Origin of the sequence: Streptomyces sp. H27-D2, from assembly GCF_035828615.1 — a bacterium.
GTDB lineage: Bacteria > Actinomycetota > Actinomycetes > Streptomycetales > Streptomycetaceae > Streptomyces.
Genome location: NZ_JAYMZR010000002.1, coordinates 122,706 through 146,886 on the forward strand (window position 1 = coordinate 122,706; position 24,181 = coordinate 146,886).

General features: G+C 70.5%; 15 protein-coding genes, 1 tRNA gene and 1 pseudogene. 10 read left to right on the top strand and 7 right to left on the bottom strand.

The features are described 5' to 3' along the window. The first annotated feature begins 148 nt into the window (after positions 1-148). From QMK28_RS01380 to QMK28_RS01425, 10 genes are all read left to right on the top strand, one after another. Positions 149-634, top strand: coding sequence for an ATP-binding protein (locus QMK28_RS01380; protein ID WP_326435065.1), 486 nt, complete (start codon positions 149-151; stop codon positions 632-634). Between the two features lie 356 nt (positions 635-990). Then, positions 991-3,399, top strand: coding sequence for a sodium-translocating pyrophosphatase (locus QMK28_RS01385; protein WP_326435066.1), 2,409 nt, complete (start codon positions 991-993; stop codon positions 3,397-3,399). 247 nt (positions 3,400-3,646) lie between these two features. Next, positions 3,647-4,222, top strand: coding sequence for a small secreted protein (locus QMK28_RS01390; RefSeq protein WP_326435067.1), 576 nt, complete (start codon positions 3,647-3,649; stop codon positions 4,220-4,222). A gap of 243 nt (positions 4,223-4,465) precedes the next feature. Further along, positions 4,466-6,007: a DUF7059 domain-containing protein gene (locus QMK28_RS01395; protein ID WP_326435068.1), complete on the top strand. Its 1,542-nt coding sequence runs from the start codon at positions 4,466-4,468 to the stop codon at positions 6,005-6,007. 349 nt (positions 6,008-6,356) lie between these two features. After that, on the top strand, positions 6,357-6,554 hold the full coding sequence (locus tag QMK28_RS01400; RefSeq protein ID WP_326435069.1) for a hypothetical protein: 198 nt from the start codon (positions 6,357-6,359) through the stop codon (positions 6,552-6,554). A gap of 220 nt (positions 6,555-6,774) precedes the next feature. Then, positions 6,775-9,663, top strand: coding sequence for a type I DNA topoisomerase (gene topA / locus QMK28_RS01405; RefSeq protein ID WP_326435070.1), 2,889 nt, complete (start codon positions 6,775-6,777; stop codon positions 9,661-9,663). Positions 9,664-10,006: 343 nt separating this feature from the next. Continuing rightward, positions 10,007-13,672 (top strand): dTMP kinase, encoded by a 3,666-nt coding sequence (tmk, locus tag QMK28_RS01410; RefSeq protein ID WP_326435071.1) that lies wholly within the window; start codon positions 10,007-10,009, stop codon positions 13,670-13,672. A gap of 275 nt (positions 13,673-13,947) precedes the next feature. Continuing rightward, positions 13,948-15,159, top strand: coding sequence for a DNA polymerase III subunit delta' (locus tag QMK28_RS01415; RefSeq protein WP_326435072.1), 1,212 nt, complete (start codon positions 13,948-13,950; stop codon positions 15,157-15,159). A 209-nt stretch (positions 15,160-15,368) separates the two neighbouring features. Beyond that, complete coding sequence (locus tag QMK28_RS01420; protein WP_326435073.1) at positions 15,369-16,979, top strand: alpha/beta hydrolase; 1,611 nt, start codon at positions 15,369-15,371, stop codon at positions 16,977-16,979. A gap of 177 nt (positions 16,980-17,156) precedes the next feature. Next, positions 17,157-17,230, top strand: a tRNA-Thr gene (locus tag QMK28_RS01425). A gap of 46 nt (positions 17,231-17,276) precedes the next feature. On the opposite strand, the pseudogene QMK28_RS01430 reads toward QMK28_RS01425, so the two are convergent. The 7 genes and pseudogenes from QMK28_RS01430 to QMK28_RS01460 form a co-directional block, all read right to left on the bottom strand. Continuing rightward, positions 17,277-18,007 (bottom strand): annotated as a pseudogene (locus tag QMK28_RS01430) (tyrosine-type recombinase/integrase); the annotation flags it as partial. A 359-nt stretch (positions 18,008-18,366) separates the two neighbouring features. Next, positions 18,367-18,594 carry a hypothetical protein gene (locus QMK28_RS01435; protein ID WP_326435074.1) on the bottom strand — a complete coding sequence of 76 codons (228 nt, stop codon included), beginning with the start codon at positions 18,592-18,594 and terminating at the stop codon, positions 18,367-18,369. 36 nt (positions 18,595-18,630) lie between these two features. Then, a complete protein-coding gene (locus QMK28_RS01440) occupies positions 18,631-19,050 on the bottom strand; it encodes a PIN domain nuclease (protein WP_326435075.1) in 420 nt (139 codons plus the stop codon). Beyond that, a complete protein-coding gene (locus QMK28_RS01445) occupies positions 19,050-19,304 on the bottom strand; it encodes a type II toxin-antitoxin system VapB family antitoxin (RefSeq protein WP_326435076.1) in 255 nt (84 codons plus the stop codon). Before QMK28_RS01445 ends, QMK28_RS01440 begins: the two co-directional genes overlap by 1 nt. 383 nt (positions 19,305-19,687) lie before the next feature. Then, on the bottom strand, positions 19,688-21,091 hold the full coding sequence (gene pcaB / locus QMK28_RS01450; protein WP_326435077.1) for a 3-carboxy-cis,cis-muconate cycloisomerase: 1,404 nt from the start codon (positions 21,089-21,091) through the stop codon (positions 19,688-19,690). Further along, the gene (locus QMK28_RS01455) at positions 21,088-23,070 is read right to left on the bottom strand and encodes an FAD/NAD(P)-binding protein (RefSeq protein WP_326435078.1); all 1,983 of its coding nucleotides are present in this window, start codon (positions 23,068-23,070) and stop codon (positions 21,088-21,090) included. Before QMK28_RS01455 ends, pcaB begins: the two co-directional genes overlap by 4 nt. 135 nt (positions 23,071-23,205) lie before the next feature. Next, the gene (locus QMK28_RS01460; RefSeq protein WP_326435079.1) at positions 23,206-24,153 is read right to left on the bottom strand and encodes a LysR family transcriptional regulator; all 948 of its coding nucleotides are present in this window, start codon (positions 24,151-24,153) and stop codon (positions 23,206-23,208) included. Positions 24,154-24,181: the final 28 nt, after the last annotated feature.

Here is a 24,181-nt window from a genome sequence, read left to right on the forward strand (position 1 = left end):
CAGCTGCCGGGACCTCCTGCGTCGTCGGCACAGGACTCCTGCGCCGTCGGCCAGGGGAGGAAGCAGGAGGGGGTACCGGGCTGTCGGCCCGGCCCCTCCGCGAGTTTGCCCTTTTCCGTGAGGGCCCCGTACCACCGAGGGGGATGGCATGGCCACCGTCGAATTGCGATTCAGCGCCCTTCCGGAGCACGTCAGAACCGCCCGCCTGGTAGCGGCTGCGGTGGCGCGTCGGGCCGGGGTGGACGAGGCCGTGCTGGACGAGGTGCGCCTGGCCGTGGGTGAGGCCTGCACCCGTGCTGTCGGGCTGCACCTGAGCCATGGCCTGACCGACCCCGTCCGGGTCGTCCTGATCGAGGACGAGAAGAGCTTCTCCATCGAGGTCGGCGACTCCGTGCCCGGCACCCCTGCCGCTTCGGCGTCCGGCGGCCGTACGGACGACGCCGGCCCCGCCGCGGACGGCAGTGCGATCGACCACGGCATCGAGAACGCCATCGACCACGCCTCCGAGGGCGACGACGAAATGGGTCTCGCGGTCATCAGCGGACTGGTCGACGACGTCGAGGTGACCTCCGACGAGACCGGTGGCTTGATCCGGATGAGCTGGCCGACCATCCCCGTGCCCGTTCTGCCGTGACCTCGCGCCCGCTCCTGTGACCTCGCGGCGTCCGCGCCGCCGCCTTCGAATCTGCCCGCGGGCCCTTTTGCGTGCCCTGCTGCGGCTGTCCTGATCAGGGCCTTTTCTGCAATATCTAGATCGTTTCACGGACGTCAGCAACCGAGCGGCATTCGCACCTTCGAGCGAAGTTTTCAGCCCCGGTCCCTATCTGGCCTGCCGATGTGTGCGAATTCCGTTTGCGGCGCACTGTTTTGATCTAGTTCGGCTACCTACAATCCGTCCACATCTTGAGCTCAGCACGCCTGAGCGTGTGGCTGCCGTTCTACGGTCGCAGGACTGCTGCGCGCCCATGCGCCAAACGTCAAGGAGGACGAATGGCGGGGCCCCTTACCCCTCTTCAGCAGGACTTCCACTCAACCCTCGCCGCGGCGAATCAGGACGCGGCGACGCTGACCGACGACAATCGACTGCTTGTTCTGGTGATCGCGGCCGTCGCGGTCGCGGCGCTCGCGGTCGCCGTGGTGCTGGTACGCCAGGTGCTGTCGGCCAGCGACGGTACCGACCGGATGAAGGAGATCGCCGGGGCGATCCAGGAAGGCGCGAACGCCTACCTGGCACGGCAGATGCGCACCTTGGCCGTATTCGCCGCAGTGGTGTTCTTCCTGCTCATGCTGCTTCCGGCGGACAACTGGACGCAGCGCGCGGGACGTTCCGCGTTCTTCCTGGTCGGCGCGCTTTTCTCGGCGGCGACCGGATACATCGGAATGTGGCTCGCGGTGCGCAGCAATGTGCGCGTCACCGCCGCCGCCCGCGAGGCGACACCCCAGGAAGGCGAGGCGGCCAAGGATTTGACGGACGTTTCGCACAAGGCGATGAAGATCGCTTTCCGTACCGGTGGCGTCGTCGGCATGTTCACCGTGGGGTTGGGATTGCTGGGCGCCTCCAGCGTGGTGCTGGTCTACGCGGCCGACGCCCCCAAGGTGCTGGAGGGATTCGGTCTCGGCGCGGCGCTCATCGCGATGTTCATGCGTGTCGGCGGCGGAATCTTCACCAAGGCGGCCGATGTCGGCGCCGACCTGGTCGGAAAGGTCGAGAAGGGCATTCCCGAGGACGATCCGCGCAACGCCGCGACCATCGCGGACAACGTGGGCGACAACGTCGGCGACTGCGCGGGCATGGCCGCCGACCTCTTCGAGTCGTACGCCGTGACGCTGGTCGCCGCGCTGATCCTGGGCAAAGTCGCCTTCGGCGACGCCGGTCTGGCCTTCCCGCTGCTGGTGCCGGCGATCGGCGTGCTCACCGCGATGATCGGCATCTTCTCGGTCGCGCCGCGCCGGTCCGACCGCAGCGGCATGACGGCGATCAACCGCGGCTTCTTCATCTCCGCGGTGATCTCGGTGGTCCTGGTCGCGGTCGCGGTCTACGCCTACCTGCCGTCCACCTACGCGGAGCTCGACGGCGTCTCGGACGCCGCGATCCTGGCGCACGACGGTGACCCCCGGGTGCTCGCACTCCTCGCCGTCGTCATCGGCATCGTGCTGGCCGCCCTGATCCAGCAGCTCACCGGCTACTTCACCGAGACCAGCCGACGGCCCGTACGGGACATCGGCAAGTCCTCGCTGACCGGCGCCGCGACCGTGGTGCTGGCCGGCATCTCGATCGGCCTGGAGTCGGCCGTCTACACCGCGCTGCTGATCGGCCTGAGCGTGTACGGCGCGTTCCTGCTGGGCGGCACCTCGATCATGCTGGCCCTGTTCGCGGTCGCGCTGGCCGGCACCGGGCTGCTCACCACCGTCGGCGTCATCGTCGCGATGGACACCTTCGGCCCCGTCTCGGACAACGCGCAGGGCATCGCCGAGATGTCGGGCGACGTCCAGGGCGCGGGCGCGCAGGTGCTCACCGACCTCGACGCGGTCGGCAACACCACCAAGGCGATCACCAAGGGCATCGCCATCGCGACCGCCGTGCTGGCCGCCGCGGCCCTCTTCGGCTCGTACCGCGACGCCATCGCCACGGCGGTGTCGGAGGTCAAGGCGAACCCGGCCGAGATGGGGCTGAGCCTGGACATCTCGCAGCCGAACAACCTGGTCGGTCTGGTGCTCGGCGCCGCGGTCGTCTTCCTGTTCTCGGGGCTGGCGATCAACGCGGTGTCGCGCTCGGCGGGCGCGGTGGTCTACGAGGTGCGGCGGCAGTTCCGCGAGCACCCCGGGATCATGGACTACACGGAGAAGCCGGAGTACGGCCGCGTCGTGGACATCTGCACCAAGGACGCGCTGCGCGAGCTCGCCACACCCGGCCTGCTCGCCGTTCTCGCGCCGATCGCTGTCGGCTTCAGCTTCGGCGTCGGCGCCCTCGGCTCGTACCTCGCGGGCGCCATCGCCACCGGAACCCTGATGGCGGTCTTCCTCGCCAACTCCGGCGGCGCGTGGGACAACGCGAAGAAGCTGGTCGAGGACGGGCACCACGGCGGCAAGGGCAGCGAGGCGCACGCCGCGACGGTCATCGGCGACACGGTCGGCGACCCGTTCAAGGACACCGCGGGCCCCGCGATCAACCCGCTGCTCAAGGTGATGAACCTGGTGGCGCTGCTGATCGCCCCCGCGGTCGTCAAGTTCAGCTACGGCGACGACTCGAACCCGGGCGTACGGGGCGTGGTGGCCGGGCTGGCCATCGCCATCATCGTCGGCGCGGTCTACGTCTCGAAGCGGCGGGGAATCGCCGTAGGTGACGAAGGCAACTCCGAGCGGGTGGCCAACAGCACGGACCCGGCGGTGGTGTCCTAACGGAAGAACCGTTCCCGCGACGGATCCACCGGGCGGGAGCCGGGCAAGCAGGGGGCAGGCGACGTGCGTTGAGCGCGCCGCCCGCCCCCTCGCGCTCCCCGTACGCCCCGTACTCGAAGGGGTCGGATGGGCCCTGTGCTTGGTGCAAATGGCTCCAATAGTGGGCTGACCGGGCGTTCGATTCGTGGAGTCGGGCCACTTGGCGTGTATGTTCCGGGGCCGTAGAGCCATGGAAGGGACCGATCCGGTGAACAAGAAGCTTGGCTGCGCACTGTCCGGCGGTGCGGTACTCGTACTGGCACTGTCCGGGTGCAGTAGTGACGACGGCAATAAGAAGATCGACGACTGGGCCAAGAAGGTCTGCGATCAGGTGCAGCCCCAGCTCAACAAGATCCAGGGCGCGAACGCCTCGATCCAGAAGGCGACGGCGGACAACAGCAAGCCCGAGGACGTCAAGACGACGGACTCGAAGGCCTTCCAGCAGATCTCCGACGCGTACGCCGCGCTGGGCGACGCGGTCGAGAAGGCCGGCGCGCCGCCGGTGGACGGCGGGGCCAAGACCCAGAAGGAAGCGGTCAAGGAACTCGACGCGACCTCCAAGTCGTACGAGGACCTCAAGAAGACCGTGGACGGCCTGGACACCAAGGACCAGGCGAAGTTCGCCGACGGTCTCAAGGGCGTCGCGGACAAGCTCGACACGCTCAGCAAGAGCGGCGACAAGGCGCTCAACAAGCTGCAGTCCGGCGATGTCGGCAAGGCGATGGCCAAGCAGTCCGGCTGCCAGAAAGCATCTCCCTCGGCTTCGGCGTCGAAGAAGGCGTGATCGCTGCTGTGTGACGGCTGCCGCGCGACGGCTGTCGTCTGGCCGCTGCTGTGTGACGGCTTCTGCCGCGTGACCGCCGTCGCGTGAACGCTGCCGCGCGATCACAGCCGTATGACGCAGCCGTAGGACCGCAGCCGCGTGACGGCTGCCGTATGACCGCTGACGACGGCCATGGCCCACCGCGCCACCAGGGCGACGCGCCGGGTCGTGGCCGTCGTCGCTGTCAGCCGTGACAATGGACGGGTGAGTACGCACCGCCTTCCCACTGCCGGCACCACCACACCCAGCGACAGCGCAGGAGCCGACCGCGTCGAAGTGTTGCGCGCGGCCCTGCGGACCGCCGCGTTCACCCCTGACGGCCTGCTCGACCTGCTCGGCGCGCCCGCCTATTCGGCCCTCGCCCGGGGCGAGACCGTCCCCGCGCTGCGCGCGACCCGGGGCGACAGTCCGCTGGAGACTCTCGTCCGGCTCTTCCTGCTGCAGTCCCCGGCCCCGTACGAGCGGGTCCGCGCGGTGCTGCCCGTCGACGACTGCCTGGCCGACGGCTGGCTGGTCAGGGACGGCGGCGAGGTACGGGCCAGTGTCGACGTACGCCCGTACAGCGGCCCGGAGGCGCAGGACTGGTGGATCGTCTCCGACCTGGGCTGCGCGGTCGGCGGCGCGGGCGGGATCAGCGGGGAGGCGTCCGGGGTGGACCGCTCGCAGTTGGTCCTCGGCGTCGGCGGCGCGTCCACCACGCTCGCCGGGATCACCGTGCGCAAACCGGTGGCGAGCGCGCTCGACCTGGGGACCGGCTCCGGCGTGCAGGCGCTGCACGCCGCTCAGTACGCCACCCGGGTCACCGCCACCGACCTCAATCCGCGCGCCCTGCGGATCGCCGCGCTCACCCTGGCGCTCTCCGGCGCGGCCGCGCCCGTGCTCCGCGAGGGGTCGCTCTTCGAGCCGGTGGGCGACGAGCGGTTCGACCTGATCGTCTCCAACCCGCCGTTCGTGATCTCGCCGGGCGCGCGGCTGACGTACCGGGACGGCGGAATGGGCGGCGACGACCTCTGCCGCACCCTGGTGCAGCAGGCCGGGGACCGTCTCAACGACGGCGGCTACTGCCAATTGCTCGCCAATTGGCAGCATGTGGAGGGCGAGGACTGGCACGACCGGCTCGCCTCCTGGGTGCCGCGCGGCTGCGACGCCTGGATCGTGCAGCGCGAGGTGCAGGACGTCGCGGAGTACGCCGAGCTGTGGCTGCGGGACGGCGGCGACCACCGCGCCGAACCGGCGCGGTACGCGGCCCGCTACGACGCCTGGCTGGACGAATTCGAGGCCCGCGGGACCAAGGCCGTCGGCTTCGGCTGGATCACCTTGCGCAAGTCCGGCGCCGACCGGCCCTCGGTGACGGTCGAGGAGTGGCCGCACTCCGTCGAGCAGCCGCTCGGCGCGGCCATCCAGGCGCACTTCGAGCGGCAGGACTTCCTCAGCGGCGTGGACGACGCGGGGCTGCTGGAGGCGCACTTCAGGCTGGCGGCCGAGGTCGTCCAGGAGCAGGTCGGACTGCCCGGTTCGGAGGACCCCGAGCATGTGGTGCTCCGTCAGAACCGGGGCATGCGGCGCGCCACCAAGGTCGACACGGTGGGCGCGGGCTTCGTGGGCGTCTGCGACGGGTCGTTGCCGTCCGGGCGCATCCTCGACGCCATCGCCCAACTCGTGGACGAGGAGCCGCTGCTGTTGCGCGACCGTACGCCGGCGCAGATCAGGCTGTTGGTCGAACAGGGCTTTCTGCTGCCGGAGTAAGTCCGCTGCGGTAGTAATCCGCTGCGGTAGTAGTCCGCCCGAGCCGTCGGGTGTGCGGCTGCCCGGCCGGGTGCACCCGCGCTTGCGCCGGTTTGCGCGCCTCCCGGGTGCGGCCCTGGGCGTGCGCCGCCGGGCGCGCCCCCGGATGCGCGCCGGGTGCGCCCCCCGAAGCGCGCGGGTGTGCGCCGGGGCGCGCCGGTTCACGCGGGAGGCGCGCAGGCGCGCGAAGCGGGTCGGGGGACGGGCGAAGCGGGTCGGGAGGCGGGCGGGCGGCGGCCGGCCGGGAGTCGTCCGCCGGCATTCACCCGCCGTTCGCCCGTACGCCTCCCACGGGTGTCACCCTCGCGCCATGGAGAGTGGACCAGCGGTCTTCGCAGGGATGACGTTCGTGCTGTTCGGGCTCGGCCTGCTGCTGTGGGCGGGGGCGCGTCTTCGACTGCGTGCGCCGGTGGCATATGGCGTGAGCCCTGCCACCTCGGCACTCCTCTCCTTTCTCTCCGGCGGGGTGTCAGTGGCCCTCGGCGTCTGGTGTCTGGGGCAGGTCTGACGGCGCTCCCGCGAAAGCGGTGTATCGGTCCAGGCGGCAGGATGGCCACTTGTCGGGTTACCGTTCGAGTGGCGTTGCGGGCTTTTTCCGTTTGACACGGGGGCGGGAGGTACCGTCACACTCCGCAGCGTCACTGCGGTGTCACCGCATCGCAGCGCCTGTAGACAGTCTGTGGACCGAGAGTCCGCAGACCGAGCGCCGACCGGAGAGAAGAGCGAAGTTGTCCCCGACCAGCGAGCCCGCAAAGGGCGGCCGCCGACTCGTCATCGTCGAGTCGCCTGCCAAGGCGAAGACGATCAAGGGCTATCTCGGCCCCGGCTACGTGGTCGAGGCCAGCGTGGGGCACATCCGCGACCTGCCGAATGGGGCAGCCGAGGTCCCGGCGAAGTACAAGGGCGAGCCCTGGGCCCGCCTGGGCGTGAACGTCGACGCCGAGTTCCAACCGATCTATGTCGTCAACGCAGACAAGAAGGCGCAGGTCAGCAAGCTCAAGGAGCTGCTGGCCGAGTCCGACGAGCTTTTCCTCGCGACAGATGAGGACCGGGAGGGCGAGGCGATCGCCTGGCACCTCCAGGAAGTCCTCAAGCCCAAGGTCCCGGTCCGCCGGATGGTCTTCCACGAGATCACCAAGGACGCGATCCGCGAGGCCGTGAACAACCCGCGCGAGCTGAACACGCGCCTGGTCGACGCCCAGGAGACCCGCCGAATCCTCGACCGCCTGTACGGCTACGAGGTCTCGCCGGTCCTGTGGAAGAAGGTCATGCCGAAGCTGTCGGCGGGCCGCGTGCAGTCCGTCGCCACCCGCCTCGTCGTCGAGCGGGAGCGCGAGCGCATCGCCTTCCGCTCCGCCGAGTACTGGGACCTGACCGGCACCTTCCTGACCGGCCGCACCGGCGACGCGTCCGACCCGAGCACCCTGACCGCCCGGCTGACCACCGTCGACGGCCGCCGTGTCGCCACGGGCCGCGATTTCGGCTCCGTCGGCACGCTCAAGGAGAGCTCGACCGTCCTGCACCTGGACGAGGCCAACGCTCGCGCGCTGGCCACCGCGCTGGAGGACTCCGAGTTCTCCGTACGGTCCGTCGAGTCCAAGCCGTACCGCCGGTCGCCGTACGCCCCCTTCCGTACGACGACGCTCCAGCAGGAGGCCAGCCGCAAGCTGGGCTTCGGGGCGAAGTCCACCATGCAGGTGGCGCAGAAGCTGTACGAAAACGGCTTCATCACCTATATGCGTACGGACTCGACCACGCTTTCGGACACCGCCGTGCGGGCCGCCCGGGCGCAGGTCACCCAGCTCTACGGGGCCGGATACCTCCCGGACAAGCCGCGCACATACACCGGCAAGGTCAAGAACGCGCAAGAGGCGCACGAGGCGATCCGCCCCTCCGGCGACCGTTTCCGCACCCCCGCGGAGACCGGCCTCACCGGCGACCAGTTCCGGCTCTACGAGCTGATCTGGAAGCGGACCGTCGCCTCCCAGATGAAGGACGCGGTCGGCGACTCCGTCACCGTCAAGATCGGCGGCCGTTCCTCGGACGGCCGGGGCGTCGAGTTCAGCGCGTCCGGCAAGACGATCACCTTCCACGGTTTCATGAAGGCGTACGTCGAAGGCGCCGACGACCCGAACGCCGAGCTCGACGACCGCGAGCGGCGGCTGCCGCAGGTCGGCGAGGGCGACGCGCTGAGCGCCCAGGAGCTGTCGGTCGACGGCCACGCGACCAAGCCGCCGGCCCGCTACACCGAAGCCTCGCTGGTCAAGGAGATGGAAGAGCGCGAGATCGGCCGCCCGTCGACCTACGCCTCGATCATCGGCACCATCCTCGACCGCGGCTATGTCTTCAAGAAGGGCACCGCGCTCGTCCCCTCCTTCCTCTCCTTCGCCGTCGTCAACCTGCTGGAGAAGCACTTCGGCCGGCTCGTCGACTACGACTTCACCGCGAAGATGGAGGACGACCTCGACCGCATCGCGCGCGGCGAGGCCCTGCCGGTGCCGTGGCTGCGCCGCTTCTACTTCGGCTCCACGGAGCCCGAGGAAGGGCGGACGAAGTCGGCCGCTGACGCCGGCAACGGCGACGGCGACCACCTCGGCGGCCTCAAGGAGCTCGTCACCGACCTCGGCGCCATCGACGCCCGCGAGATCTCGTCCTTCCCGATCGGCGACGGCATCATGCTGCGCGTCGGCCGCTACGGGCCGTACGTGGAGCGCGGCGACAAGGGCGAGGAGAGCCACCAGCGCGCCGACGTCCCCGACGATCTGCCGCCCGACGAGCTGACCGTCGAGTACGCCGAGGAGATGCTCGCCAAGCCGAGCGGCGACTTCGAGCTGGGCACCGACCCGGAGACCGGCCGGCCCGTCGTCGCCCGGGACGGCCGTTACGGCCCGTACGTCACCGAGATCCTCCCCGAGGACACTCCGAAGACCGGCAAGAACGCGATCAAGCCGCGGACCGGCTCGCTCTTCAAGTCGATGTCGCTCGACACGGTCACGTTGCAGGACGCGCTCAAGCTGCTGTCCCTGCCGCGAGTGGTCGGGACCGACGCCGACGGCGTCGAGATCACCGCGCAGAACGGCCGCTACGGCCCGTACCTCAAGAAGGGGACGGACTCGCGCTCGATCGACACCGAGGACCAGCTCTTCTCCATCACGCTCGACGAGGCCCTGGCGATCTACGCCCAGCCGAAGCAGCGTGGCCGCGGCGCCGCCAAGCCGCCGCTCAAGGAACTGGGCACCGACCCGGTCAGCGAGAAGCCGGTGGTGGTCAAGGACGGCCGCTTCGGCGCGTACGTGACGGACGGCGAGACGAACGCGACGCTGCGCCGGGACGACGAGGTCGAGTCGCTCACCCCGGAGCGCGGGTACGAGCTGCTCGCCGAGAAGCGGGCCAAGTCGCCGGCGAAGAAGACCGCCAAGAAGGCCCCGGCCAAGAAGACCGCCGCGAAGAAGACAGCGGCCAAGAAGACGGCCGCGGCGAGCACGACCACCGCCAAGAAGGCGGTCGCGAAGAAGGCCCCGGCCAAGAAGGCTCCGGCGAAGAAGGCTCCGGCGAAGAAGGCTGCTGCGACGGCGGCCTCAGCCGGCAAGCCGACGGCGGCGGACGCTTCCGAGTAGGCGTTACGGCGCTGGTGGCGGCTGCGATGGCCGCGGCGGCCGGTGTGACAGCAGTGGTTGCAGTGGTGGTGGCGTTTGTCGGGGTTCCCCAGTCGGGGGGCGTCGGCAGGCGCCATCGCTGTGTCCGGGGTGTGGAGGCGCGGGGTGCGTGGGAACGGGGCGCGTAGCGTCACGGGGGCGCGTGGCTCGGCCGGTGCGCCGGGGCGTGAGGGCGCGGAGTCGCCGTCATCGGCAGCGTCCTTGTGAACCGTCGAGGGGCCCGAATCGGTGGGCTCGCCGGGATCGGCGGGCACTTGTTCGGGCGGGGGCACGGGGATTCGCGTGATCCGGATAGGCTGGCTGGATGACGCGTGCCGAGCAGCCAACGGTCGTGACCCCCACATCCGGCGCCCTTGCAGCGGACTCCCGCGAGCGCGCCGTTCGAGCCTTGCTGCGCTTCCCACCGCTCCGGCGGTTGTGGAGCGCGCAGCTCGTGGGAGGGATCGGCGACGCCCTAGCCCTGCTTGTGCTCCTGCTCCTGTCGCTTCAAGCGGCAGTACTCGCAGGCTCCTTCGGGGGTGGTTATCGGGGGACGGCCTTGGCGGTCGCCGCAGTTTTCGGCGCCCGCTTGCTCGCGACCTTCCTCTTCGGTGCCGTACTGCTCGGCCCACTCTCCTCACTGGTCGGCCCCGCCGGACCGCTCGACCGGCGATGGACCATGATCGCGGCGGACGGCGTGCGGATGGCGCTGCTCGTCGTCGCCCCGCTGTGGATCGACTGGACCCCGGACAACGCGCTCGCCCTGATCCTCGTCACCGCCTTCGTGGCCGGTGTCGCCGAGCGCTTCTGGACGGTGGCGAAGGACGGCGCGGCCCCCGGGCTGCTGCCCGCGCCGCCGATCGAGGGCGCGGTCATACGGCCTCTCCCGGACCACTTCGACGCGTTGCGGCGGCTGTCGCTGCGTACGACCTTCGTGACGCTGCCCATCGCGGCCGCCTCGCTCATCGTCATCTCGCTCTTCGGCAATCTGCTGGGCGCCGGCATCGACTGGTTCCACACGCACCAGGCGGCCCTGGGCTCGTACGTAGCGGCCGGGCTGTTCTCCTCGTCCGTGTCGATCCTCTACTTCGTCGAACTGCCCGGCGTGCAGACGCTCCGCGCGCGCTCCCCGCTTGAGGGACTGCGCCGTCCCAAGAAGGCCGGCGCCGCCGGTGCTGCCGGCGCCGGCACGCCAGGTACGCCCGGTTCGGGCTCGGGCTCCGGTTCGGGATCCGGCTCGGGTTCCGCTGGTGGAACAAAGGGTTCCGCCGCTGTCACAGCCCCCCGCCCCCTCGTGGACAAGGGCCGTACGGGCGTGCTCCCGCTGCTCGTCCTCGCCTGCGCCGCCGTAGCCGGAGCGGTCGCCGCGGCGGTCGCCGTCGCCGCACTGCAGGCCACCGACCTCAAGGGCGGCCCGGTCGGCTTCTCGCTGCTCGTCCTGATGCTGGGCAGCGGACCGGTCATCGGCATCCGCTACGCGCCCAAGGTGCTGCCCGGGTTCTCCCGCCGCAGGCTGCTGGCGCTCGCCATCATGCTCACCGGACTGGCCCTGCTGGCCGCCGGTCTGGTCCCCGACCCGACCACCGTGCTGCTGCTGGCGCTGCTCGCCGGCACCGCCGCCGGAGTCGCCGCGAACACCGGCCACACCCTCCTCGAACAGGAAGTGGAGGAAGGTCGCAGGGGGCGCGCGACCGAACACCTGCACGCCGTCGTCCGGGTGGCCGTCGGCCTCGCCGCCCTCGCCGCCCCGCTGCTCGCCGCGGCGATCGGCCCGCACCGGCTCGCCAACGGCTCCTTCGTCTTCGCGCACGGCGGCGCTGCCTTCACCCTGATGCTCGTAGGCGCGCTGCTGCTGCCCGTGGCCGCGCTGGTGCTGGGCAAGACCGACGACCGGCAGGGCGTGCCGCTGCGGCGCGACCTGCGCGAGGCCCTGCGCGGCGGCGAGCCCGCCCAGGCCCCGTCCGCCACCGGCTTCTTCATCGCCCTGGAGGGCGGCGACGGCGCCGGCAAGTCCACTCAGGTCGAGGTGCTGGCGGACTGGATCCGCAACAAGGGCCACGAGGTCGTGGTGACCCGCGAGCCGGGCGCGACCTCCATCGGCAAGCGGCTGCGGTCGATCCTGCTGGACGTGTCGTCCGCCGGGATCTCGGACCGGGCCGAGGCGCTGCTGTACGCGGCCGACCGGGCCGAGCACGTCGACTCCATCGTGCGCCCCGCGCTGGAGCGCGGCGCGGTCGTCATCTCCGACCGCTACATCGACTCGTCCGTCGCTTACCAGGGCGCGGGCCGCGACCTCGCGCCGACCGAGATCGCCCGTATCTCGCGCTGGGCGACGAACGGCCTGGTGCCGCATCTGACGGCGCTGCTGGACGTCTCCCCGGAGGCGGCCCGCGAGCGTTTCACCGAGGCGCCCGACCGGCTGGAGTCCGAGCCCGCAGAGTTCCACCAGCGGGTACGGGCCGGCTTCCTGACCCTCGCCGCCGCCGACCCGGCGCGCTACGTCGTCGTCGACGCCGGCCAGGAGCCGGAGGCCGTCACCACGGTGATCCGGCACCGGCTCGACCAGATGCTGCCGCTCTCCGAGGCCGAGATCAAGGTGCGCGACGAGGCCCGTAAGGCCGCCGAGGAAGAGGCGCGGCGCAAGGCCGAGGAAGAGGCCGCGCGCAAGGCGGAGGAAGAGCGGCTGGAGCGCGAGCGCCAGGCGCAGCTCGCCAAGCTGCGCGCGGAGGAAGCGGAGCGCAAGCGCGAGGAACTGGCGGCTGCGCAGCTGCGCGAGGCGGAACGCCGGCAGGAAGAGGCCCGGCAGCGCGCCGAGGAGGCGCGCCGGCTGGCCGAGGAGGCGCAGCTGCGCCGCGAGGCGGAGGAGCGTGCGAAGGCCATCGAGCAGGAGCGGCTGCGACGCCAGGCGGAAGAGCAGTCACGGCTCAGGGCGGAGGCCGAGGAGCGGCGGCTGGAGAAGCAGCGCAAGGCGGAGGAAGCCCTGCTGCGCGCGGAGCGGGCCCGGCAGGCGGCGGACGCCGCCAGGGCCGCGACCGCGGCGGAAGCTGCGGCTGCCGCCGCCGCGGCTCGGGCGGCGGCGCAGAAGGAAGCCGACGAGGCGGCTGCGGCAGCCGCGAAGGCGCGCAAGCTGGACGACGCTCCGACGATCGAGACGCAGATTCCCAGCGGCGGTCAGCGGGCGGAGCCGGGCTCCGTGCCGGGTACGGACCGGGACGCGGCCGGTGGCGCTGGTGGCACGAGTGGCACCGGTGGCGCCGGGCACGCGGACGACGCGCTGACGGTCGAGACGCCTCGGGTGGATCTGCGGGGCGGTCGGCCTGGGGCTGATGCGGCGGGCGGTGCCGCCGGTGTCACTGGTCCTGCCGATGAGACGACTGTGCTGCCGTCCGTACGGCCTGACGGGCCGTCCGACCGGCGCGAGGGCGGGGCGCGGTCCGACCCGCGGTCCGACCCGCGGTCCGACCCGCGGTCCGACTCGCGGTCCGGTTCCGGGCAGAGCGGGCGCGGCGCGGACGCCGAGGAGACGGCCGTGCTGCCGCAGCCGAACGTCCAATCGCAGCAGCGGCAGCAGTGGCAGCAACAGAACCAGCAGCACGCGCAGCCGCACGCCCCGGGCGCGGCGGACGAGACGGCCGTGCTGCCGTCCGTACCCGCCGACCGGCCCGCGGACCCGGCGGACCGCGTACCGCCGTGGCTGTTCCACAAGGAGGACGGCGGGGCGCAGCAGCCCCCGCCCCGGCAGCGGTCGCAATCGCGGTCCCGGCCCCAGTCCACGCCCGAGACCGAGACCGAGCGCACCCGGGAACTGCCCCAGATCGACCCGGCGACGGGCCATCCGGCAGAGCCGCCGCGCCGCAGCCGTCCGCGTCCCGACTGGGCGGAGGAGACCCCGCTCGACGACCTGCCGACCCTCGCGGACGAGCTTCTCGGCACGCGTGACGACGAGGACGACAGCGGTCGGGGCGGCAAGGGCCGCGGCCGCCGGAGCTAGTACGGACGGTTGACCCTCAGGGGGCGGCGCTCGGCCACGGTCGGGTACCGCCCCCTGAGCTGTGCCCGGAGCCGTCTCGGGTCCCTCTCGGGGCCGGGCTGCTCCGGGTTGTCAGTGGGGTGGCCCACAATGGGAAACCGCAGCGCTCGGAGCGGAAGACGGGCGGAAGACGGCAGGCCGGACGACGACAGCGGGGCTGCGGGGCCCCCGGAACGGCGCGGCGGCGCGAAGGCAACGGGGCCGTACGGCCACAGCACAGGGACGGCGGGACAGCGATGGCGGTGTGGGACGACCTGGTCGGCCAGGAAAAGGTGACGGAGCAGCTCGCGGCTGCCGCCCGCGACGCGGACACGCTGGTCACGGCCGGCAGAGGGGCCCCCGACTCGGGCGTGGCGTCGAAGATGACGCACGCCTGGCTGTTCACCGGGCCGCCCGGTTCCGGCCGGTCCACCGTGGCGCGCGCGTTCGCCGCCGCTCTGCAGTGCGTCAGCCCTGACCGGGCTCTGGGCGGCGTCCCCGGCTGCGGTTTCTGCGACGGCTGTCACACCGCGCTCGTGGGCACGCACGCCGACGTCGACGTGATTCGTACGGACCAGCTGAGCATCGGTGTGAAGGACACCCGCGACCTGGTGCGCCGCTCCGCGATGTCGCCGGCCGGCGGGCGCTGGCAGGTGATGCTCCTGGAGGACGCGGACCGGCTCACCGAGGGCGCGGGGAACGTCCTGCTGAAGGCGGTGGAGGAGCCCGCGCCGCGCACCGTATGGCTGCTCTGCGCGCCGTCCCTGGAGGACGTGCTGCCCACGATCCGCTCGCGCTGCCGCAACCTGACCCTCCGTACGCCCCCGGTGCACGCCGTGGCCGAGGTGCTCATGCGCCGTGACGGCATCGAACCGGAGCTGGCCGCCTCGGCAGCCCGCGCCACACAGGGGCACATCGGCCGCGCTCGCCGCCTCGCGACCGACGAGCGGGCGCGCGCCCGGCGCGCCGCGGTGCTGAAACTGCCGCTGCGGGTCGATGACATCGGTGGCTGTCTGAAGGCGGCCCAGGAGCTGATCGACGCGGCCGCGGAGGACGCCAAGCAGGTCGCGGAGGATGTCGACGGCAAGGAGACAGAGGAACTGCGCGCCGCGCTGGGCGCTGCGGCGGGCACCGGCAGCCGGATGCCGCGGGGCACGGCGGGCGCGATGAAGGACCTCCAGGACCGGCAGAAGCGCCGCGCGACCCGTACCCAGCGGGACAGTCTGGACCTCGCGCTGGTCGAACTCACCGGCTTCTACCGTGACGTACTGGCGCTGCAACTGGGCTCCTCGGTGGCCATCGCCAACACCGAGGTGCAGAGCTCACTGGACCGGATCGCGAGCGCTTCGACGCCGGAGTCGACGCTGCGCCGGATAGAGGCGGTGGGCGCCTGCCGCATCGCGCTGGACCGCAACGTGTCGCCGCTGCTGGCGGTCGAGTCGATGACGATGGGGCTCCGCGCGGGTTGATCCGGCCCCCGGTCGAGGTGGGCCCGTTCCTGGACCTGCTTCCGCATCCGCCCCCGGATCCGCGCATGGCCGGCCGTGCGCGCTCACCCGCACTTCCCCGTCTCACCCGTACGAGCGCGTGGATCGCGCGGAGAGTGTGCCCGGGCGGATACGCTCCGAGAACCTGCCCCGAGACTGTGCCCGTTCCGCCGCGAGTGAGGGACCGAACGATGGACACCAGGCGCTTGCTGCGCATCTCCGGCCCCGTCTTCGCGGCCGTCGCCCTGCTGATCTCCGGCTGTTCGTCCGGGACTTCGACCCCGGACGCCTCGGCGTCCTCGCGCACCGCGCAGGACGGTGACGGGCCGGGCGGCGAAACGCCGGCGAACGCGTCGTCCGAGACCCTGAAGCCGCTGCCCACCGCGCTCCCGGCCACCCTCAAGCCGTACTACGGGCAGAAGTTGACCTGGCGCGAGTGCGGGGTGTCCGGCTTCGAGTGCGCCACGATGAAGGCGCCGCTCGACTACGCGAAGGCCGGCGCGGGCGACGATGTCAAGCTGGCGGTGGCCCGCAAGAAGGCGACCGGGCCGGGCAAGCGGCTGGGATCGCTGATGGTGAACCCGGGCGGGCCGGGCGGCTCGGCGATCGGCTATCTCCAGGCGTACGCGGGGATCGGCTATCCGGCGCCGGTCCGGGCGCGGTACGACATGGTGGCGATGGACCCGCGCGGCGTCGCGCGCAGCGAGCCCATCGAGTGCCTCTCCGACAAGCAGATGGACACCTACACCCAGGTCGACCAGACCCCCGACGACCAGGGCGAGGTCAACGGAATCGTCGACTCCTTCAAGGACTTCGCGGCCGGCTGCCAGAAGCGCTCGGGCAGGATGCTCGGCCACGTCTCGACGAACGAGGCGGCGCGCGACATGGACATGCTGCGAGCGGTCCTGGGCGACGAGAAGCTGACCTACGTCGGGGCGTCGTACGGCACGTTCCTCGGCGCGACCTACGCCGGGCTCTACCCGGCCCGAGCGGGGCGGCTCGTCCTCGACGGGGCGATGGACCCCTCGCTCCCGTCGGAGCAGCTGAACCGCGACCAGACCGGCGGCTTCGAGACCGCGTTCACCGCCTTCACGAAGGACTGCGTGCGCACCGACGGGTGCCCGCTGGGCAAGAAGAGCGCCAAGGACGCGGCGCAGCGTATGCGGGACTTCTTCCGGAAACTGGACGCGAAGCCGGTGCCGACCGGCGAGACGCGCAAGCTGGGCGAGTCGCTGGCCACCACCGCGGTGATCTCCGCGATGTACGACGAGGCATCCTGGCCCACCCTGCGTGAGGCGCTCCAGCAGGCGCGGGACGGCGACGGCGCGGGTCTGCTCAAGCTCGCCGACATCTACTACGAGCGTGAGGCGAACGGCTCCTACGCGAACCTCATGTTCGCCAACCCGGCCGTGAACTGTCTCGACCTGCCCCCCTCCTTCAGCGGCCCCGACGCCGTGAAGAAAGCCCTCCCCTCCTTCGAGAAGGCCTCCCCGACCTTCGGCGCGGGCCTCGCCTGGGCCGCCCTGAACTGCAGCTACTGGAAGGCCGACCCGACCGGCAAGCCGAACCGCATCGAGGCCGAGGGCGCGGCCCCGATCGTCGTGGTCGGCACGACCCGCGACCCGGCGACCCCGTACAAGTGGGCCCAGAGCCTGGCTGCCCAGCTCGACTCCGGCACCCTGCTGACCTACGAGGGCGACGGCCACACGGCGTACAAGCGCGGCAGCGACTGCATCGACACGGCGATCAACACCTACCTCCTGGAAGGCAAGGCCCCGGCGAACGGCAAGAAGTGCACCTGACGACCTCCTCCCGGGTCCGCCGCCAATCCGCTCCCACCCCCCCCCGCCCGCCCTCCGCTACCGCCGCTGACCTGCGGCGGAGCGGGTTCGGGGGCGGTGCGCAGGGGGCGTACGGAGCACCCATCCAAACTGTGTAGACTTGGCCGCGCTGCTGATGAGAATCTGATCACGCAGCTTGCCGCCTTAGCTCAGCTGGCCAGAGCAACGCACTCGTAATGCGTAGGTCTCGGGTTCGAATCCCGAAGGCGGCTCACTTTGAACTCCAGCTCAGACAGTGTCTGAGCTGGAGTTTTTCGTTTAGCGGATGCGTCGGCGGCGTTGGGCGCGCGCTGTTTTGCCGTCGGTGGTCTCAGTTTTGGTCTCAAATGCCGGTTTGGGCTGGGGGTGAAGGCGTTGCCCATGCGGAGCATGGCGTCCTTCTGAAGGGCGGATCGGCCCTTCACGTACCGCCGTGTCTGACTGATCTGGGTATGGCGAAGGATCTCCATGACGGTCGGGATGTCCACACCCAGCTCGTTCAGGATGGTCCCTGCCGTGTAACGGCTGCCGTCGTACAGCCGCCGGTCACTGATCCCCCGCCGATTCGAGCAGTTCTTTGAACTCCTCCCAGTCGTCCCGTGCGGCTTCCTGCTGTTGCCTATGAGCGTGCAGGTGCGGGATGAACGGTGCGGGGATGGGGACGGCGTTCCGGCTCTTCTTGGTCTGCGGCCAGCAGGGAGGCTTTGGCCTCCTTCAGGGTGAAGGGATTCGCTTCGGTCTCGTCGACGGTGGGCGGGTCCACGAGAGTGGCGACGTTCTCCACGATCATCCGGCGACGGTGTGCGATCTTCAGGGCGCGACAGGATGCGGTGCACCTTCAGCACGTGGGACGGAGTGTGCCCCTCCCGGAGCATGTCGGCGTAGTGCCTCTCCAGGTGCTCCGGTGCGAGCTTGTCGAGGCGGTGCTGACCGAGGCCGGGCACGATGTCGTTGCGGGTCTTGGAGTCATCCAGGGACCGGGGCTTGAGCCTGGCAGCGTACGCGGTCGTGCCGGTGGGCTGAGGCGGCAGCGAGTGCCGGGCCTGGGTCCACTTCTGGCGTGCCGTCAATTGGTGGTACCCAGCGGGCTCACGCCGGCTTGGCGACGGCCGCCGGCCCGATCTCGTTGTTGGTCTCCGAGGCCGCTGCGCCGGAGACGCCCAGTCCGCCGAGCGCGTTGCCGTCGTGGTCGCGGACGATCATGCCCCCGGCGTAGGGAACGAATGAGCGGGGGCCCGGAGACGCTTGCAGCCGGCCCTCCGTCCGACTATCCGCCGCCGCGGTGAGCCGGACGCGATGGTCGTGCTCTGTCTTCGGGCGGGCGCCCGGTCCTCCGGTGCCGTCAGGTACATCCGGCGGATACGGAGCGTCAGGCCGGTGGCGACGGCCCCGTCGCCGTCCCGAGCAGGAGGAAGGGGCCGAGGGGGTTTGCGGTCGGCGTCAGGAAGAAGACGGCGAGGGGCAGTTCGACGGAGCTAACCCCGGCGGCCCAGCCCAGGGCCCGCAGGGATCCGTGCAGAGCCAGGCTGTACAGGGCGACCAGCGCGCTGACGCAGGCCAGCTGCCACCCTCTCGGCGACCACTCGATGAGGGACACCAGACAACTCATCGGAGGTGGGGAAGGCCGGCATTCTCATCGGTCGGCGCTGCCGGGCGGGACGACCCATTCGGTGGGTTGGCCGGTGAGGGAGGCGATCATGTCGAAGTCGCCGTCGTAGTGGAGGACCGTTCGCCGGTTCAGTTCCGCTGTGGCGGCGATCATCAGGTCGGGGAGCGACAGAGCGCGGTGGAAGCCGGCGTTGAGGGCATGGCGCTGGATCTCGAGAGCGCGGGTGAAGACGCCGTCGTCGGTGCGGAGGTAGTCGAAGGCGTGGAGCCAGGTACTGATCCGTGTTGCTTCTGAGCTGTCCCGTGCGGAGTGGATCATCTCGTACTCGATGGGCCGGCACACGGCGAGGAGATTGCGCTCGTGCAGAGGCTTGAGCACCTCCTTGACGCTCGGCTTCGTCCAGCGGGCCAGGGCGGACTTGTCGATCAGGTAGCGGTCCTGCATCAGGCGGCCCGGCCTCCGTCGCGGTCGCCGTTGTGCTTGAGGGAGCCGTCGGCGTTGCGCGGGCCAGTGTTCTCGACGATCTCGCTGAAGTCGAGCTCGCCGGCGTCCATGGAGTCGAAGCCCTCCTGCCGCAGGCGCCTCTTGACGGCGTCCTCCATGGCGAGGCGGACGGCCTTGGCCTTCGTCTTGGTGCCGAAGATGCGCATGGCCTCGGCGACCATGTCTTCGTCGAGGTCGATGACTGTTCTGGCCATGTGGATGGTCCCTCCGCGGATACTCCTGTCAGCAAAACGATACCATTTATTGGCTGTGGTAGATATCGTTTCTATGAGAGGCTCTCGTCGTGGATGGAGACCGCGGCGCTCGGTGGTGAAGTGCCGCGCGGTCGCTCCTTGCATCACGGGGCGGCACAGGACAGCCTGTTGCACGTACTCTGATCAGGAAAGACGTCACTGCACAGCACCACGAGACACCACGCAACATGATCGCTCATGGTCTCGTGATGCGAAGGCCAGGAGCCGGGCCGCCCAGGACGGGATCAAGCGTGTTCCCAAGCCCATCGGACGTCCAGGTCACCCGCACAGGCCCGGCCGGCAGCCCGCGGCATGGCTCGCTTTTGCGCTGCTGCGCGACGGCATCAGCATTCAGGCCGTACCGCCTGATCCACCAAGGCGCCCGCAGCGCCTGTATAGCGCCTTGGGTCACACAGGAAACCCAACTCTTCCGGAGATAGCACGCCTTGGAGCATCGGGGCCCGAGCGAGAAGTTCTTGCAACGGCCGCCCGCTCTGCTGGGCCGCGGTGGACGCGCCGGTCAGCAGCTCTTTGGCGGCGGCTCTGCCCAGTCGGGGGGCCAAGGCCGCTACGAGCCGTTCCGACACGACCTGGCTGCCGGTCATATGGAGGTTGATACGCATCCGTTCCGGCCAGACCTCGAGACCTTCGGCGAGCTCCACCGCGGTGTGCGCAGCGCCGCCGACCAGTCGTAGGCACTCGCGCAGCGGCTGCCACTCCGCGTGCCAAGCCCCGGCTGAGCGCTCGTCCTCGGATACCAGGCATTGGGTCAAGCCGCTCGCGATGGCCGGAACCTGGAGTGCGGCACTTCGGATGAGCGTCGCCAACACGGGATTGCGCTTGTGGGGCATGGCTGAGGAACTGCCGCGCCCGGCGACGATGGACTCGGTGACCTCTGCTGTCTCGGTTCTGGTCAGCGTTTGCACATCGATCGCGATCTTGCCGAGCGCACCGGAGGCGAACGCCAGTGCCGCCGCGAGGTCGGCGACCGGGGTGCGCAGGGCGTGCCAGGGCAGGCCGGGACGTGCGAGGCCGGTCTCATCGGCGAAGGCCTCGGTCAAACGGGCATGGTAGGCGCCCAGGTGTTGGCTCTCTCCGTCGGTACCGGCGTACTCCAGGTATCCGGCGAGGGTGCCGGCGGCTCCGCCGATCGAGACGGGCAGTCCCCCCTCCTGTACTCGGCCCAGCCGCCGGTCGGCATCCAGGACCAACTGCCGCCAGCCGGCGGCCTTGAGCCCGAACGTGGTAGGCACCGCATGCTGAGCGAGGGTGCGGCCCACCATGACGGTGTCGCGGTGCCGGACCGCGAGGGCGGCCAGCGCCTCGGCCGTCCTGCCCAGGTCCGACCGGATCAGCGTCAGCGCCCGGTCGGCGACCAGCATCGCGCCGGTGTCGAAGATGTCCTGGCTGGTGGAGCCCCGGTGCACATACTCAGCTGCGGCGGGGTCCACTCCCGCCACGAGCTGGGTGAGTGCCCGCACGAGCCCCACTACGGGGTTGGCGGTCTCGCGTGCGGCCACGGAGATGGCCCTGAGGTCGAGCTGTTCGGCCCGCGCCACGGTGGTGATGGTGTCGGCGGCGTGTTGAGGCAGTGTGCCGAGCTTTGCCTGTGCCCTGGCCAGGGCAGCTTCCGCGTCAAGCATCGCCTGCAGCCACGCCCGGTCGCAGACCGCCTCTTCGACGGGCGTGCCGGCTCGGACCGGGGAGAGCAGGCCGGCGTCTTCCTGGCTTCCGAACTGCCTGTTCATACGATTACTCCAAGCGAATTGGGTTCGGAGGTGGCAGACGAGAGGGAGACAGCGGCGAGGCCGAGGACCGACCGGGCGATCGCGTCGGAGTCGCCCAGGGTGACGGAGTCCACCCCAGGGCGTATCCCCGCAGCGGTCGCCCAGCGCACGGACTCAGTGGGAACGCCGTACGCGAACCGGCGCGGATGGGCATGGCCCCGCGCATCGAGCAGCCGGTACGGGCGCTTGGTGACCGCGAGGCCGCCGGTCTCGTAGGTCGTCCCGCGAGCTTCTGGAATGGAGAAGGTCGTGGCCTGTCCCGTGTTCAGCAGGTGCAGCAGCAGCGGGTCGGCGGCGCGGCGCAGGTCGGGCTCGTGAAGTCGCGCCTCGACCAGCACGGTGGCTCGTACGGGCGGCCCTGGCACGGCACGTGACTGGGCCACGAAGGCCGAAGCGCCGGTGTCGATGCGGATTTCGGTAGCGGGGCCCGTCAGCTCCAGCAGGCCGGCCTCGATCAGCGCGATCATCTCCTCGATGCGCGAGGCCGGCGGGCCGATGGACAAGAACGCGTTGAGCGGGGTGTACCAGCCGTCGAGTTCGTCGCGGTGCGAGGCGCCCTCCAGGCCCGCGTGGTCGACCACCAGCCGGATCTCGTTGCGCAGGTCCCGCAGCACGTCCAAGGCTGCCTTCAACGGACCACTGACGTTGCCGGCCCTTGCTTCTCGGACGTCCCTGGCCAGATACTCCAGCACCCAGGGCCGGAAGTCGTCCTGACTGGTGAACTCTCGCCCCTTGTAGGGGTTCGAGAGCCGATCCCAGTCCCACCGGTCGGAGATCTCGATGCCGTGGGCGTCGAGCAGCGCGTGCCGTTCGGCAGATCCTGACGCGGCCAGGTAACGATCGACGAAGTCTTCGTGCTGTGCGTCCCGCCCGCGAGTCTTGAGCAAGGTGGAGTAATAGACGCTTTCCACTTCGCAGGCGATGAGCGGCCACAACTCGTCGCTGAAGCGCACCCGCTCACCCTTCTCCGCCCGTGCGCGCAGCCCGGCGATGACCTCAAGCGTGAGGAGCCGTGGGAAATACCGTTCGGAGACGCCCTTCTCGTTCTCTCCGCGGGCGTGGTACGGGATGCCGCGGCGGGAGCTGGCGTACATCCGGGGCTCCTGCCCCGACGGCTGGTACACCAGCCGCTCTCCGTCCCGTACGAAGGCACCGCCACGCCCCACCGTCAACAACACCATGTGGTCGAAGAAACTCAGCCCGAGGCCACGCAGCAGCACCCGCTCGCCGGGGCGGATGCGGCTCAGGTCCAGGAACGCCGGGTTGGCGGGGGGTACATAGGTGAGGCCGTGAATGCGGGCCAGATGCGCCGTTTTCTGTTCCTGCGGCGTCAGTCGGGTGGGCACGTGCCCCTGCGCCATCACGATGGCGTCGAGGCCGCTCAGCCAGCTGCCGTCCTCAAGGCATACGCTCTGCGGGCCGTCCTGGACACCGCGCGCGTCCGCCAGAGCGACAGCGCGCGAGCGGTGGACCTCAACGCTGATGTGCTCAGGGGCTCCGCGCACGACCCGCTGGAACATGGCGTACAGATACGTTCCATAGAAAGCCCGGGTGGGATACGAGTCCGGACCCAGGTCCCGGGCCTCGGCGAGGGTCTGGCTGTCGTGGCTGTCGTGGCTGTCGTGGCCGTCGGAACCACCGTGCGCGGACAGGCTCCGGGCCCATTCGTACAGGCTCGGCCCGGGCTCAACGGGGCCACATATGCGAGAGCTTCCGTCCGTGTAGACGGTGACCTGCGAGGCGACGGTGTTCATCAACAGGTGCCGGACCTGATCGGTGCGCCATACCGCCCCCGCCCCCGGCTCGTACGGCTCTACGACGTGCACGGTGACAGCGGAACTCGATGTGTCCGTCCGCTCATTGGCACACAGTCGTTCCAGTACGGAGAGTCCCCGGGGTCCGACGCCGATGATGCATATCGCCTTGCGGCTACTGGTCATGAGGAAGTGCCTTTCCCGTCTTGGTCTCAAATCGCCGGCTGAGTCGCCCGGTGCGTACAGCCTCCGGTCCCGCACACGGAACTCGACGTGCGTGCCGTCGGGATGCTCTTTCCGTCGACGGGCGCCTTTCGCCGGTCAGGGGCAGGGCGGGCCCAGGAGCAGGCGCGTGCCCGGCGGAAGGCGGGCGCTCTCGTCCGCCGAACGCAAGTGCTCGAACAGCACCCGCTGCAGCTCGCGCGCGGCGCGCGGCGGCACAACGTCCTTGCGGTGCGCGACAGAGATGGTGCGCTGCATGCCCGGTTCCGCGAACGAGGTGACCCGCAGTCCGGACCGGGCTGCCACCATGCCCGGCACCACCGCGAAGCCGAGGCCCGCCCGTACGAACCCGAGCACCGCGTCCATCTCCCCGCCCTCGACCGCGAAGGTCGGCTCGAATCCAGCCGCCCGGCAGGCAGCCGTGGTGAACTCCCGCAGGTCATAGCCGCGCCGGAACATGACCAGCGGCTGGTCCCGCAGGTCCGTGACGTGTATGCGCCCACGTCGTACGGGCGGCGGTGACTCAAGTGCTGAAACCACGACAAGGTCCTCCCGCAGGAGCTCGGCGGTGGCGAGCGCCGACGCCTCCTGCCCCGGCAAGGGCGTGATGATCAGTGCGAGGTCCAACTCCCCTGCCGCCAAGGTATGGACGACATCCTGCGAACCACCCTCGTCCACGACCAGTTCGATAGCGGGGAACTCGTCGTGGAAACGGCGCAGCACGTCAGGGACGAGACTCGCGCACAGACTCGGCGGGGCGCCGAGCCGCACCCGGCCACGGCGGAGCTGGGCGACCTCCTGCACCTCGCGGAGCGCCGTCTCGGAGTCCGCGAGGAGCTGCCGGGCCAGCGGCAGCAGCGCCGTACCAGCGTCGGTGAGCGTGATGTTGCCGCGCGTCCGGTCGAAGAGATCGGAGCCCAACTCCCTCTCCAGAACCCGGATCTGCTGCGACAGCGACGGCTGCGCCACGTGCAGGAGCTTCGCGGCCCGGGTGAAATGCCGGGTGCCTGCGACGGTGACGAAGTAGCGGAGGTGTTGGAGTTGCATTCACCGACGATAGCAATGACCTATGCAG

Excerpts from the sequence above, each read along its gene's own strand:
- QMK28_RS01420 (WP_326435073.1), top strand. The coding sequence starts at position 15,369 with ATGGACACCAGGCGCTTGCTGCGCATCTCCGGCCCCGTCTTCGCGGCC.
- QMK28_RS01400 (WP_326435069.1), top strand. The coding sequence starts at position 6,357 with ATGGAGAGTGGACCAGCGGTCTTCGCAGGGATGACGTTCGTGCTGTTC.
- QMK28_RS01445 (WP_326435076.1), bottom strand. The coding sequence starts at position 19,304 with ATGGCCAGAACAGTCATCGACCTCGACGAAGACATGGTCGCCGAGGCC.
- QMK28_RS01415 (WP_326435072.1), top strand. The coding sequence starts at position 13,948 with ATGGCGGTGTGGGACGACCTGGTCGGCCAGGAAAAGGTGACGGAGCAG.
- QMK28_RS01455 (WP_326435078.1), bottom strand. The coding sequence starts at position 23,070 with ATGACCAGTAGCCGCAAGGCGATATGCATCATCGGCGTCGGACCCCGG.
- QMK28_RS01440 (WP_326435075.1), bottom strand. The coding sequence starts at position 19,050 with ATGCAGGACCGCTACCTGATCGACAAGTCCGCCCTGGCCCGCTGGACG.
- QMK28_RS01385 (WP_326435066.1), top strand. The coding sequence starts at position 991 with ATGGCGGGGCCCCTTACCCCTCTTCAGCAGGACTTCCACTCAACCCTC.
- QMK28_RS01380 (WP_326435065.1), top strand. The coding sequence starts at position 149 with ATGGCCACCGTCGAATTGCGATTCAGCGCCCTTCCGGAGCACGTCAGA.
- tmk (WP_326435071.1), top strand. The coding sequence starts at position 10,007 with ATGACGCGTGCCGAGCAGCCAACGGTCGTGACCCCCACATCCGGCGCC.
- QMK28_RS01460 (WP_326435079.1), bottom strand. The coding sequence starts at position 24,153 with ATGCAACTCCAACACCTCCGCTACTTCGTCACCGTCGCAGGCACCCGG.
- pcaB (WP_326435077.1), bottom strand. The coding sequence starts at position 21,091 with ATGAACAGGCAGTTCGGAAGCCAGGAAGACGCCGGCCTGCTCTCCCCG.